Origin of the sequence: Streptomyces sp. NPDC005784, assembly GCF_042871525.1 — a bacterium.
Taxonomy (GTDB): Bacteria; Actinomycetota; Actinomycetes; order Streptomycetales; family Streptomycetaceae; genus Streptomyces.
In genome coordinates, this window is record NZ_JBIAIQ010000045.1 from 12554 (window position 1) to 25739 (window position 13186).

Below are 13186 nucleotides of genomic sequence, written 5' to 3' on the forward strand. Positions count from 1 at the left end.
GAGGCCGTGAGCCGTCGGCGCAGAGCGTTCGGCTCAGACCGGGATCAGCGACAGCAGGCTTTCCCTGGTGTCGAAGATGCCGTTGGCCTGGACGCCGGCGCTGTCGCCGACGGCGCCCGCGGTCACGGACGCGGTCCGGTTGATGGGCGGCGCCTGCAGCGGCATCCGAAGTGCCGCTTCATGGTCGGGCCGGAGTCCGGCCTCGTCCCTCTTGGTCCGGTCGATCATTGCCGTCTCCTTTGTTCGTTCTACGGGCGGGAGCACGGGTCGGCCAGGCCGCCGGACCGGCGACCAGGCCGACAACTTCCGCGAGACACAGGTGGTCTGCTCAGACCGGGATCATCGACAGAACCTTGCCGAGCGTGTCGAAGATGCCGTTGGGCTGGACGCCGGCGCTGTCGCCGAGGGCGCCCGCGGTCACGGACGCGGTCCGGTTGATGGGCGGCGCCTGCAGCGGCATCCGAAGTGCCGCTTCATGGTCGGGCCGGAGTCCGGCCTCGTCCCTCTTGGTCCGGTCGATCATTGCCATCTCCTTCGTTTGCCTTGTCGGCGGGAGTACGGGTCGGCCAGGCTGCCTGGATCGGCGACCAGTCCGACAGCTTCCGCCAGGACCTGCGCACCACCCCGTGAACGGGGCCGTATGAGCCCGTGACATCCGGGGGCGACGTCGGCCACATGGGTGTTGAGCCAGCCGACGTAGCGAGTCCGTGAAGTGCGTGCCGTGAAGCCCATCGGCCCTTGGCCGACAGGACCGCGGTGTGAACCAGGCAGGACCGGCACCTGCGGCAACGGGGACAGGGCGCATCCGGCAGCCCGTCGGGCAGGACCGACGTACCAACCGGGCTCAGCCCAGGTACGCGTCCCGCCCACACGGGAAATCCCGCAGGACCACTCCGGCGTGTATCCCATCCCGGTTCCTCCCCGGCACCTTCACGAACTCGGATGATCCCGAGCCTCCACCACCCCCGTCCTGCTGGCGTTCTCCAGTACGTGCACCATGCGCTTTCTCAGCGTTGCTGCCTTGTCCCCAGTCCGTTTTCCCCAGGCCAGAACCCGGCCCAGGTTCGGACGGGATAGGACACCCCGAACCGCGTGATGCCAGCGGGACAGCAGGAGCCGTGTTGCCGAAGAATGCACAGTGCCGGTTGCCTCAAGGCGCTGTCATGGTGCGGTGAATCCTGTGCAGGTGATGAAGCGTTGTGAGTCGTCGCCTCCGGACCAGACCACGGTGTACATGCCTGGGAGTAGTTCGCGATAGCTCCTGGGACGCCGTACGTGCGGCTGCCGAGGAAGGCCCTGGCGGACCGTTGCCGGCGATGACCGCGAACGGCCCGTAGTCGAAAGCCCAGGGGCTTCGGGGCCGGGAGCGCCGGGTTAGGGCGAGGCCTTGCGGGCGACGCCGCCGGCGTCTCGGCTATGTTCCGGCCTGCCGCTTCCTGCGGCGATGATGTGCCATCGATGCTCAAGCGACGCCTGCACAACGCCTGTTGCACGGTCCGGCCACATCTCTCGAACAGGCGCAATGGATGCTGGGTGGGCAGAAGACAGCGATCGCGCTCGCGATGGGGAAAGGATCAAATCCGGTCGGTTCACAAGGCTTGAGAGTCCTATCCAGCCCCATCGCGACGCGTCACATCATTCCGAACGTAGCTCCCTGCTGAATCGTTTGATGAGAACGGCTGGGAGCCGACTAGAGGTTTCGACGTAGTTGCTTCAGGTCCAGTTTGTGACTATCCGTTGAGTCGGTGAGGTAGTCGCCAATGCGGATTCCCGCATTTTCGGTTCCCTTGCAAGCTTGCGCAGCCCCAAGATTACGCGACAAGGAGAGTCGTCATGGGATTCACTCAGCTCGCTTCCGGTGACATCGGAATCATCTATGGCGTACACGACGACGGGCGTCTGCTGTTTTACAAGGATGAGTCGCGAGACGGAAGCAACGCGGCCAACGGATCGACCGGGTGGTCCCGCAACACGGGCCATCAAGTCGGCCAGCATTTCGAAGCCGCCAGGCTGCTGACCGGCAGTGGCGACGGAACGCTCTACATGGTGCATCAGGACGGGCGTCTGCTGTTTTACAAGGATGAGTCGCGAGACGGAAGCAACGCGGCCAACGGATCGACCGGGTGGTCCCGCAATACAGGCCATCAAGTCGGCCAGCATTTCGAAGGCGCCAGGCTGCTGACCGGCAGTGGCGATGGAACCCTCTACATGGTGCATCAGGACGGGCGTCTGCTGTTTTACAAGGATGAGTGGCGAGACGGAAGCAACGCGGCCAACGGATCGACCGGGTGGTCCCGCAACACGGGCCACCAAATCGGCCAGCACTTCGAAGCGATCAAACAGATCGTTGGCGGCGGAGACGGAATTCTCTACGCTGTGCACCAGGACGGGCGCTTGCTGTTCTTCAAGGACGAGTTCCAAGACGGAAGCAATGCGCCCGACGGTTCAACAGGATGGTCGAAGGGCTCAGGAAATCAAGTCGGGCAAGGCTGGGCTTGACATGACCATCGGGATCGGGCCCCTCCCCCCGACCTCTTCCGCGTCCAGACCCCGGCCACAGACGCGGAGTCACTAGGTACGGCTGCGTTCACTCACCCCGCCACACCAACAGATCGACTGCGGACCAAACGAATTCCACCCGCACCCGCACCTGCCAGGGTCTTCGGGTAAATGATCCTTCCAGTGATGACCTGTCTTGGACAGCCGCGTGTTGACGGCTGTCATAACGACGGCCTGTTTCGGCATCGGGGCATTCGCGAATATTTGCACGCAACGCGATGGAAGGCCGCCAGGACCAGCAGGTGAAACCACCCGGAGGAGCCTGCGGTGCTGACTTGCCCACGGAGTGATGCCCGACTAAGGAACGGAGAAAGGGCGGAGCACATGACTGCCATAGATGCGAAGTGGGCTACGATCCCTTGGATCGGGGCTCCGGTGGATGCCGGTGCCGGCGCCAACGAGGGCCCGAATCCGGATGGGCGCGGGCGCTCGCGCGACTTCCAGAACGGCACGATCGAGTGGTCACCACAGACGGGGTCACAAGAAGTGCACGGCGCCATCCGCGACCACTACGCCTCACTCGGGGGTTCCGGGGGGTTCCTGGGATATCCGCTCACGGATGAGACGGGAACTCCGGACGGGATCGGCCGCTTCAATCACTTCGAGAACGGCTCGATCTACTGGACCCCGGAAACCCGGGCGCGGGAAGTCCACGGGGCGATTCGCGACACGTGGGCGAATAAGGGCTGGGAACGCAGCGAGCTCGGCTACCCGGTCTCGGACGAGTCCGGGCCCTCGGACCGTCGGCGGAGCGACTTCCAGGGTGGGATTCTGACCTGGACGCCCACTGGGGGCGTAGTCCTGTCACACCGGATCGACGATGGCTGACGGCACGAGCGGAGTAGCGTGCGAACGGGTCTTGGTGTGGCTGGTGTGATCGCAGCGTCGGAAGCCGGGCAGTACGCACCAGAGCGAGGCTCACGCGTCCCGTGACGGCAACTGCCGGACGGAGGCTGGTCCTTGGTCCAGTCGGAGGCGGGACGGTTCGCAGCTGTCTCGGTCACCACGACCTGGTACCTGCGGTCATCGCGAGGCTCGCGCCGATCGATCTGACACCTATGGGCGCCGACGAGGCCGAGCGGCGTCTGCTGCATGGGCTCGGCCTGCCCAGTTGTCGTTGCGGCGAACCGGACCTCGACTGAGCGGGCTCTGCGCGGGTTAGTGCCAGTAGGAGGGGGGTGAATACGACGATGAGGAGTCGTTCCAGGAGAGGACCACGATGGTGACGACGATCGCCAACGCGACGGCGATGACCAGGGCGCACCCTATGGCACCGGGCAGGTTCTTCCTGCGGAGGTGCTGATCGAGCAGCTTGGCCTCGGGGGTGTCGTTTCGCCAGTGCGGCTGGAGCGCGGCTGTGCCGTCGGCGATCGCCCCGGCGACCCGGGCGACATCCGCCAGGTGGTACGTGTGCCACGTGCTCCCGCCCCAAGTGCTGTGCGATACACGGAAGTCGCTGCGGACTCCGTTGGCGTTCGCGGTGGCGTTCAAGCAGGTCGGCCAGGCTCGGGCCAGCTTCCTCTCGGTCAACCAGGCGACGTGCTCCGGATCGGCTGCTGCCAAGGGCGCACCTTCTCTCTGCTCGCAGGAAGTCTCTCCCCGCTCCAGTGGAGCTCAGACCCTGTAGGTAGGCAAGCGCCGACTCCGCGGCTCAGTCCTGTAGAACCGATGCACCAGCCGCCCTTACAACCGGTCCAACTCATTGGCCCACGACCTGACATCAGCAAGGTCTCCGGTCCACGGACCTGTGTCCTTCGCCCCCTTTTTGGCGCGGACATGAGCCGCGTCGAGGACCACACGGGAGACGTCGACCAGGCCTGCGTCGTCGAGCCGGTGCAGGACCACGACCGCTGCATGCAGCCAGCCCCCCACACCGGCCCGCGACCACATTCATAGCGTGATGCCTGGCGGGAGTGGGTGGTTGTTCGACGTACGGTCGGAGCGGCTGACCGGGTGAGCGACGACCGGTTGCGGTCGGGGCAGCGCCTGCACGCCCTGTAACCAGCAGGGCCGATTGTCAGTCCGCGGGGCCCGGCCCGGGAGGACTGGCGGGCGGCTCCAGTTGTCTGCGAAACCGGTCCACGGCGACGGCGGGGTCGTCGTAGGGGATGCGGGTGAACTTCGAGACCATCGTCCACATGGCCCGTTCGTCGGCGAGGCCCTTGGGGAGAGCGAAGCCGAGGGAGTGGGCGAGGGGGCCGCGGCCGACGTTCACCAGGGCACGGACGGCGGTCGCCCATTCGTCGGTGGCCACGACCGCAGAGCGGTACCAGACCGGGATCAGCACGGTGACGGCCGCCGCCGCCGGCAGGAGCCGGATGGGGGCGGCATCGGGAGCGGTCAGTGCAGCCAACGCGAGGACGACGAGGACCGCGTGCCCGTACAGCAGGGCGACGAAGAAGTCCACGCTGGTGCGGGCGGCATCAACCTGGCGGCAGGCCTGGTCCGGGGCGGTCGCCTGGAGCTCGTTCCACAACAGTTGGGTGTCGAGGCGGTAGCGGTCGTGGCCGTACTCCTCGAACCGGCGGATGGCGTTGCCCAGCCGGGTGGGGGCGATCTGGTCCGTGTCGACGGGATAGCGGGCCAGCTGCTCCTGAAGGAGAGCGCGCTGGGTCAGGCTGCGCCGCCGGTCGGCCTCGCGCCAACGGGTCAGGTGCGGGCTGCCGCTCAGCCGGGCCAGAGTCCGTGCTTCCGGTTCCCGCAACGTTCCGGCACGAGACTGCCGTTCGAGGCGCAGCAGTGTCAGCCGGTCGTCGAGGGCGGTACGGACCTTCTGGTGGTGCCTGCACCGCCGACCGTAAGCCGCAGGGGGCCACAGGAGGTAGCCCTCCAGGATGCGGTAGAGGGGGTTCTGCAGCGCGTACAGGATCAGCCCGAACAGCACGGCCAGGACCAGCAGCAGTGTGGCCCCGTGGGGTGTGGCGGGCCGCAGCCGGGCCACGCCGAACTCGTCGTCGACGCTGGGGAAGACGGTGAAACCCAGGATGGCGAGGTTGATCGTCGTCGGCAGGATCCAGCCGACGAGAAGACCCCATGCCCCTACCAGCACTCCCTTGGCGATGTCTCCCATGGGCTCAGTCGCTCTCCCAGCTGTCGTCGTCGGGATTCGTCGTCGGGCCGGGGGAGCGGGGGCCGGCTGCCAACGGAGTCGCGGTGCTCCCTGCACCGGTGGCCATGGCTTGGCCGGTCATCGGACCGCCGAGGAAGACCGCTCCGTGGGCTAGGTTGCCCAGCCTGTCTTGGAACTCGTCCGTCTCGTAACCCTGTTCACGCAGAGCCTGGGTCACACCGCGCAGCACGCGGTCTCGGATGGCCGCCAGCGAACCCTCGATGTCGATCTCCTGGAACAGCGACGCGCTCTCGCCGCTGCCCAGCTCCCGTACCGAAACGTGCGGTCCGTCAGCCGGCGCCGAACCGTGGCCTGCGGTCCACTCCCGGAACGCGGCCGCGGTCCGGCGGACCAGATAGACCACCGATCGTGCCGCGAAAGCCGGCGTCTGCCCCATCGCCCGGAGCGCCTTGACGACTGCGGCTTCGCCTCGCCGCGTGCTGGTGATCCGGTCCACCTCGCGAAATGCCGACCGGACAGGGGGCAGCACGCACGGCACGCATTCGAGCGTCAGCACACCGCGCTGCGCATACGCGCGGACGAACACGCTGAGGACGCTCTCGCCGCCCCCTGATTCCAGTTGGACACGCAGGTAGTGCCGCCTTCGGGTGCCACTCTCGGCGAGGGCGGCGTCCCGGTGCACGGGGAAGTCCTGCCAGGCGTCCGGTGCCGCGGTGCGGTGCGGCAACCCGGTCACGGGCAGAAACACGCAGTCGTCGACCGCCAGTCTCCCCAAGACGTTCCGTTTCGTTCCCGCACGGCCCCCGTCCGTCCCACGCAGCTGCTCGACCTGCGCGCGGACCTGGTCCATGACCATCCGGTCGTCGAACTCGTCCTCGGCGTACGGCCGGCCCGGACGCCTGCGGACCAGTCCGACTGCCACGACCCAGGGCCGATGGGGGGCGCCGAAGCCGAGGAAGGGAGAATCCGGGTGGTAGACGATCAGCGGCGAGTGCTGTTCACGCCGGATGTCTCGTCCCGGCACCTGGATCCACGGGTGCCCCTCCGGCCCGCCGACACCGACTGGACGAAACGAAGCAGGCCCCAGATCCTCACCGATGATCCGGGACACCTGCGCTTGGTACCCCGCGGTGCAAACGGCCATGGCGATCGGCACGGCGAGGGCAAACCAGGCGGGAACGCCGTTGGCTCCTGGGTCGACGGCAACTTTCGCCAGCGCCACTGCGGCGTAGCCGGCGAACAGCAGGCTCCCGACGACGTTCATCGCCGTGGCGAGGACCCGTCGTATCCGGCCGGTCCGGCGGGCTGGGCTCCCGAGACGGCCACGGTCCGTCCCGGGCGGCGGCCCGGCGAGAGCCGATGCGAGGAGGAGCACTGCGGCGGGGACGGTGAAAAGCGCGAAGAAGGCGCCGCCCAGCAGAAGGCCGGCCACCCACAGGACCGCGGTTGCCGCCGCCCAGAGGGTTTGCAGGCGTCGTGCGCGCAACGCGTGCCACAGGACCGTGACGGCGTCAAAGTCGACGGAGGGGGCGACGACGCGCTCCTGATGTACGTGGAGCTCCTGGACGACCGCGTCCCGGAAGCCGGGATCGACGTACGTGCCCGCGCTCAGCAGCCGGGTGGTGTCGGTGACCTCGTCGGCCACCGCGGACCAGTTGCGGCCGGACGAGTCCGGCGGACGTAACGGTGGCGGAAGCGGACCGGAGAGGCGCTCGTTACGGCCTTGGCCAGGCGGATGGTCATTGCTGCCCGCTGACGTCACTCCACCTCCAGGCTGAGGCCCCCGACGAGGTGGTTGCTCCAGGGCCGCGATCGGATCCCACATCATATTGGGCACCCGGACCGAAACAACCACTAATCCCCTGAGCCGACTTGGGCGCTCCGCGACAGATCGGGCCGAGGAAGGTCCCCGTCCTCGACCGGCTCGAACGCATCCGGCAACGGCCCGGCGCCCTCGGCGGCTTCATGGCGGGCACCGGGCCTGGCCCCCGACAACCCGTGTCGGCAAGGGGACCTTCGGCGCCGCCGAGTCGTGCGCGCAGCCGATACCGCTGCTGCTGAGGTGCGCACCAGGGCGAGTGCCGAGGCCTTTGCGCCCCAGCAAGGAGAGCGGCAGCCGCCCAATGACGTCAGCAGTCGTGCGGTAGTCGGGCGGCGGTGCGGCGGCAGGCATGGGCGTCGCCGTCGTGCTGGACAGGCGGCGTCGGTGTTCGGCAGAGTCCGCGTAGTGCTGCCCGGCCGTCGGCTCCGTCCCCGGTTCTGACGAGCTCCAGGTTCGGTTCCTTGCGGCTACTTCTTCTGCTCTGTGGTGGGCTCCCCGGAGCCCTGGCTCGTCGGCAGCAGGTGCTGCAACTGCGTGTACCGCTGGGCGCAGGCCGTTCGCGCGATGGCCTCGGCGACCGCGTCGGCGAGGGGGCGGGACGATTCGCTCAGCAGAGTGCGGGCCTTGTCGGTGAGTGCCACCTCGACGCCGCGCCGGTCACCGCAGGCGGAGTTCTTGGTGATCAGTCCCGCGTGCTGCAGGCAGGCCACCTGGTAGGTCAGCCGCGTCTTGGGGCGGCCCAGCAGTTCCGCGATCCGTGTCATCCGCAGGCTGGAGCCGGGCTGGTCGGCGAGCAGGCACAGCAGCAGGAACTCGTCGTGCGAGATCCCCGTCGCATCCTTCACCCGTGAGCGGAGCTGCTGCTCGATCGTGCCGGCCGCGGCCAACAGCTGCATCCAGGAGCGCAGTTCGGCGGGCAGGAGCCCGGTGTCGTCCGATGGCTCGCGCTCGAGCTGATCGGCGGGGGCGGAAGAGTCGGCCATGGTGTCACAGTCTAACGGTTGTCCATTTTTGGATAACCGGCTAGCGTGCGTGGAGTCATCCAAATTTGGACTACTGGGCTGCGGTCCCGGCACTCGGGTCGCGGATGCGGCTTCCCCGTTCCCGTCCTCAACTCTTCTGGAGAACCTCCATGACCGTCGTCATCGAAACTGGCCTGTGGCAGCTGGATCCCGCCCGCTCTACTGTGGCCATCGCGCATCGGACGATGTGGGGCCTGGTGACGGTGAAGGGCGCCTTCGGCAGCGTCAAGGGCGAGGGTGAGATCAAGCCCGACGGGACCGCCCACGGTGTGGTCAGCGTGGACGCGACGTCTCTGGACACGAGGAACGCAAAGCGGGATGAACACCTGCGCGGCAGTGACTTCTTCGACACCGAGAACCACCCGACTCTCACTTTTGCCGTCAACGGCGCGGCGGTGCCCCAGGACGACACCGCCGAGATCGCCGGCCAGTTGACCGTCCGGGGAGCAGGCAGCCCGCAGACCGTCACCGCCCACGTCACCGCATCGAGTGACGACGCGATCAGCCTCGCCGTGGAGTTCACCGTGGACCGGGAGCGGTTCGGGATGGTCTGGAATCAGCTGGGTATGATCCGCGGCCTGACCACGGTCACCGCGACGCTCACCTTCGCTCGCGCGGCCGTCTGAAGCCGACGTGCTTGCCCCTGGCCCGGACACCTGAACGGCGCCTGTGCGCAGCCCAGGCCCTGGCCGTCCGAGCGGAGCCGGGCGTGGAATCCGGAGGCCGGGCCGGCACACCCCAGGTGCCCGGCCTCCACCGGCCGCGGGGGAACCGGCGCCGCTGCTCGTGTCCGCAACGGCCGTGTTCCTGCCGGATGCGGATCAGCTGTTGTACGGAGCTGCCACGTCCAGGACCCAGGTCACGGCCCGGCGCCGCGTCCAGCCGCAGCGCACCGTCAGGATGGCCCCGCCTCATCCGCGCCGTTCCCGCACAACATCGTGAACGATCACGAGCTGGTGGGCGGACCATCCGCCGCGGCAGGCATCGCGCACGCACTTTCGCCGGCCGCCGGGCCGATCGCCCCGGGTACGCGCGCTTCCCGGCGTGCCGCAGAAATCACCGGTGCGCATCGATTCCGCCTCCGCTGCGGCGATCACGGCCTGCGGCGTGACGTTGTGGCATCCCTCAGACCCGACCTGGACACTCAGGCACGCCGAGCTTCTCCTTGAGGCCGGTGAGTACGTAGCCGGGGGCAAGGCGCAGTATGCGCCCCCGTGTGTCCGTAACTCGTGTCAACGACTTCAGCGGGCCGGAGAGTTGTTGCGCAGCCCCCTCTCGCCGTACTGGACAAAAGCCGCGCGGCTGCTCAGCTGCTTGCACTGGCCCAGGGTTGAGGCCAAGAGCGCTCGTCATGAGGAGGGGCATGGGCGCTGTTCGCCGCGAGCGCCCATCGCACCAGGGGTGTGACGCACGCCACTGGAACTTCGGGCGGGGCATGGAGAGTACCGAGTGTGAGCCATACAGAACCAGAGGAGTCCATGCGTGCGCGCATACGGGCGGGGGACCGGGCGGCGTTCGCCGAGCTCTACGACCAGTACGCGCGGGCGGTCTACAACCATGCCCTGCGGCTGACCGGCAACTGGTCACAGGCCGAGGAAGCCATGTCCGAGACCTTCCTCGCCGCCTGGCGCGGCCGGGAGCGGGTCGAGTTGGACGGCGGATCGCTGGCGCCCTGGCTGCTCGGCATCGCCACGCACAAGGCGCACAACGCCAACCGGAGTCTGCGTCGGCGGCTCGCCTTCCTCGCCCGCAGCCCGCAGCCGCGTCCCGTGGAGGACTTCGCGGAGGAGGCGGCAGGGCGGATCGACGACGCCCGCCGGCTCGCGCTGGTCCACGAGGCGCTGGGCCGGTTGCGCCGCCAGGAGCGCGAGGTGTTCGCCCTGTGCGTGTCGGCCGGGCTCGACTACCGCCAGGCGGCGGAGACGCTCGGCGTCCCCCTCGGCACCGTGCGGTCGAGGCTGTCGCGCGCCCGGGCCAAGCTCGCCCGGCTCAGCTCCGGGCAGGGCAGCGGAAAGACGGAACTCCCCGGTCCCCGCGGAGAGATGGAGAGTGAGGCCGCGTTCGCGGCCCTGTTCCTGAAGGAGGAGACCCGATGAACGCCGACGGTCGACGGACCGAGGACGCGCTGGAGTTGCTGTCCGCGCCGGCCGAATGGGACCTCCGGCCGGGACGACACCGCCACTACAAGGACGTCCTGATGCAGCAGATCGACCAAGACCTCGACCACGCTCCCGCTCCCGCCGCCGCTCCCGCTTCCGTCGCCTCGGTTCCGGCAGCGCGCCGCCGGCTGACGCGTCCCGCCGTCCTGGTGCCCCTCGCCTCGATGGCGCTGGCCGGAGCACTGGCCGTCACCCTCACCGGCACCGGCGGCGACGACCGGTCCGCGCCGGCGGACCGGGCCGCCACCGGCAACGCACGCGCCCAGAGCGCCCCCGTCACCCTTCACCGGATCGCCGTCGCGGCCATGGCGCGTGACGTCACGCCGGTCAGGGACGACCAGTTCGTGTACGTCAGGAGCCTGACCGTGTCGAACAAGGGAACGTTCGAAGGGCCCGTGAAACTCGGTGCCCCGCATACGGTGGAGACGTGGACGTCGCAGGACCCCAGGCCCCTCAAGACCACGGGCTGGATGCGCGAGTCCGGCAAGGACGCCGTGATGCCCGATGAGACGATCCCCATCGAGTCCACCGACGCGGTCCCGGCGGGCATCGACCACCCCACGTACACGTGGCTGTCCTCGCTGCCGGCCGACCCCGACACCCTGCTCGCCCTGCTGCGCCGCGACGTCCGCGTGTTTGACGGAGAGTCCAGGGAGCAGGCCGTCTTCTCCCTGATCGGCGACCTGCTGAGCCAGACGCTCATGCCGCCGAAGAACACCGCCGCGCTGTACAAGGCGGCTGCGAGGATACCGGGCGTCAAGGAGATCCCGGACGCCGTCGACGTGGCCGGCCGGCACGGGATCGCCATCACACGCGAGGACGCCTCCTCCGCCACGCGTGACGAATGGATCTTCGACAAGCGCAGTCTCGCGTTCCTCGGCGCGCGCGGCTTCATCACCCACGACAAGCAGAAGGGCATCACGTCCGACACGCTGATGGGCAGCACAGCCGTGATGCGGCGCGCCGTCGTCGACCGGCACGGCGAGAAGGCCGCGGGGGCCGACCACTGAGGCAGCAGGGGGTGAGGTGCGGGGGGTCCTGCCGGCCCACCCGAGTTCGCCCCCTGCCTGCTGTGGTTCGCGAGGCGGCGAGCGGGCTGCCGACCGGGTTGCCGGGCATGCTCGCGCAGCCTCGCCGGACATGAACGAAGTGATTGACGACGCAGGGAACCCGGGTCCTGCGGCCGGCCGTGCGTCCACCACGCACGGCCGGTCGCAGGACCCGGGCCGTGAAGTGTCGAACCACGCCGTCCTCTTCGGCCTGATGATGCACGTGTCACAGCGGGTGCACCTCGGAACCCAGGGCTTCCGCTTAGCTGTTCCGGCGTCGGCGGTCGCTCCCTGGGGGGAGTGCACCGGCGTCTCCCACCCGGGAGGCCGGTCCGAGCGTCCCAGGTGGGTGCACAACAGGCAGCAGCCCAGGGTGACTTCCGACGGTGGGATAGGGTCGGCCGAGAAAGATCCGCTCGGTGCGTTTGAGCTGCACCAAGGGGCAGACACGGCGGCCGCCCGCGAGGGGAGCTGGATGCTTCAGGCGTTGGGATTGGGACCGGCCGAAGAGGCTGTCTACACCGCGCTGCTCGCTCGCCCGACAGCCTCCGCGCACGACCTCGCCCGGCAGACCGGATTCGAGGAGCCCGAGACCACCCGCATCCTGCTCGACCTGTCGACACGTGGCCTGGTGGTGATCGCCGCCGAGGCCGGGAGCGGGGCACCTGACGTGGCCGACCGCGGGGCCGGCCGTCCGTCCGCCCGCTACCGGATCACCCCGCCCTCGGTGGCCCTGGCCCCGTTCCTCGTCGAGCAGCGCAACGCGCTTCAGCGGGCCGAGACCGCGTTCGCGATGCTGACCGAGCAGTACCGCAGCACCGCAGCGCATCCTGCGGGCAGCGTCATGGAGGTGGTCGTCGGCGTGGAGCAGGTCGCGCACCGGTTCCATCAACTGCAGCGTGGTGCTCAGCGGGAGTTGCTCGTCTTCCTCGTCGGGGAGCCCATCGCGGTACCGCGCGAGGACACCGACATGTCGGAGAGTTCCGCGTTGGACCGCGGAGTCGCCTTCCGGGTCGTGGCGGCCAAGGACTATCTCGACGGTCCCGACGTGGGCAGGGATGTGAGGGAGGCCATCGCGGCGGGTCTCGAGCTTCGTCTGGCCGACTCGCTGCCGCTGAAGATGGTCGTGTCGGACCGGGAGCGTGCCATGGTCCCGCTGGACATGGCGGACTCCGGCGGCGAGCCGAGCGCCATCGTGGTGCACCGCAGTGGCCTGCTGACGGCCCTGGTCCATCTCTTCGAGAAGGAATGGGCCCAGGCCCGTCCGCTGTACACCACCGCCACGGGTGTGCGCGCGAAGTCGACAGCCGATCAGCAGCCGACCGAGGGGGAGCTGGAGGTCCTCGCCCTGTTGCTGGCGGGGGTCTCCGACCGGCGGGTGGCCTCCCAACTCGGTCTCTCGATACGCACCGTGGAGCGACGGACACGCCGTCTGATGGACCTTGCCGGAGCTGATTCGCGTCTGCAGCTCGGGTGGCACGCCGCACGTGCGGGCTGGTTCTGAC

The 13186-nt window shown here is 68.7% G+C and carries 12 protein-coding genes and 1 pseudogene; 6 read left to right on the plus strand and 7 right to left on the minus strand.

Annotated elements, in window-relative coordinates:
- Window positions 1-33: 33 nt before the first annotated feature.
- Together ACFYR3_RS39295 and ACFYR3_RS39300 are read right to left on the minus strand one after the other, a co-directional pair.
- Window positions 34-228 (minus strand): hypothetical protein, encoded by a 195-nt coding sequence (locus tag ACFYR3_RS39295; RefSeq protein ID WP_355852173.1) that lies wholly within the window; start codon window positions 226-228, stop codon window positions 34-36.
- Between the two features lie 100 nt (window positions 229-328).
- Complete coding sequence (locus tag ACFYR3_RS39300; RefSeq protein ID WP_355852179.1) at window positions 329-523, minus strand: hypothetical protein; 195 nt, start codon at window positions 521-523, stop codon at window positions 329-331.
- A 1310-nt stretch (window positions 524-1833) separates the two neighbouring features.
- On the opposite strand from ACFYR3_RS39300, the gene ACFYR3_RS39305 reads away from it, so the two are divergent.
- The gene (locus ACFYR3_RS39305; RefSeq protein ID WP_389286863.1) at window positions 1834-2499 is read left to right on the plus strand and encodes a tachylectin-related carbohydrate-binding protein; all 666 of its coding nucleotides are present in this window, start codon (window positions 1834-1836) and stop codon (window positions 2497-2499) included.
- A gap of 435 nt (window positions 2500-2934) precedes the next feature.
- Entirely contained in the window at window positions 2935-3387 is a 453-nt protein-coding gene (locus ACFYR3_RS39310; protein ID WP_389286865.1) for an LGFP repeat-containing protein, read from the plus strand.
- Window positions 3388-3717: 330 nt separating this feature from the next.
- Here the strand turns inward: ACFYR3_RS39310 and ACFYR3_RS39315 are convergent, their stop codons facing one another.
- From ACFYR3_RS39315 to ACFYR3_RS39335, 5 genes and pseudogenes are all read right to left on the minus strand, one after another.
- Entirely contained in the window at window positions 3718-4122 is a 405-nt protein-coding gene (locus ACFYR3_RS39315; protein WP_355852191.1) for a hypothetical protein, read from the minus strand.
- 177 nt (window positions 4123-4299) lie between these two features.
- Window positions 4300-4449 (minus strand): annotated as a pseudogene (locus tag ACFYR3_RS39320) (IS5/IS1182 family transposase); the annotation flags it as partial.
- Between the two features lie 127 nt (window positions 4450-4576).
- Window positions 4577-5629 carry a hypothetical protein gene (locus ACFYR3_RS39325; RefSeq protein WP_355852194.1) on the minus strand — a complete coding sequence of 351 codons (1053 nt, stop codon included), beginning with the start codon at window positions 5627-5629 and terminating at the stop codon, window positions 4577-4579.
- A gap of 4 nt (window positions 5630-5633) precedes the next feature.
- Window positions 5634-7274, minus strand: a complete 1641-nt coding sequence (locus tag ACFYR3_RS39330; protein WP_355852197.1) for a hypothetical protein — start codon at window positions 7272-7274, stop codon at window positions 5634-5636.
- Window positions 7275-7918: 644 nt separating this feature from the next.
- Window positions 7919-8434, minus strand: coding sequence for a MarR family winged helix-turn-helix transcriptional regulator (locus tag ACFYR3_RS39335; protein WP_355852200.1), 516 nt, complete (start codon window positions 8432-8434; stop codon window positions 7919-7921).
- A gap of 149 nt (window positions 8435-8583) precedes the next feature.
- Here ACFYR3_RS39335 and ACFYR3_RS39340 point away from each other — a divergent pair, with 149 nt between their 5' ends.
- The 4 genes from ACFYR3_RS39340 (at window position 8584) to ACFYR3_RS39355 (ending at window position 13185) form a co-directional block, all read left to right on the plus strand.
- Window positions 8584-9099, plus strand: coding sequence for a YceI family protein (locus tag ACFYR3_RS39340; RefSeq protein WP_355852203.1), 516 nt, complete (start codon window positions 8584-8586; stop codon window positions 9097-9099).
- Window positions 9100-9951: 852 nt separating this feature from the next.
- The gene (locus ACFYR3_RS39345) at window positions 9952-10569 is read left to right on the plus strand and encodes an RNA polymerase sigma factor (RefSeq protein ID WP_389286868.1); all 618 of its coding nucleotides are present in this window, start codon (window positions 9952-9954) and stop codon (window positions 10567-10569) included.
- Window positions 10566-11642 carry a CU044_5270 family protein gene (locus tag ACFYR3_RS39350; RefSeq protein ID WP_389286870.1) on the plus strand — a complete coding sequence of 359 codons (1077 nt, stop codon included), beginning with the start codon at window positions 10566-10568 and terminating at the stop codon, window positions 11640-11642. Before ACFYR3_RS39345 ends, ACFYR3_RS39350 begins: the two co-directional genes overlap by 4 nt.
- Before the next feature lie 526 nt (window positions 11643-12168).
- On the plus strand, window positions 12169-13185 hold the full coding sequence (locus ACFYR3_RS39355) for a helix-turn-helix domain-containing protein (protein ID WP_355852212.1): 1017 nt from the start codon (window positions 12169-12171) through the stop codon (window positions 13183-13185).
- Window position 13186 lies beyond the last annotated feature (1 nt).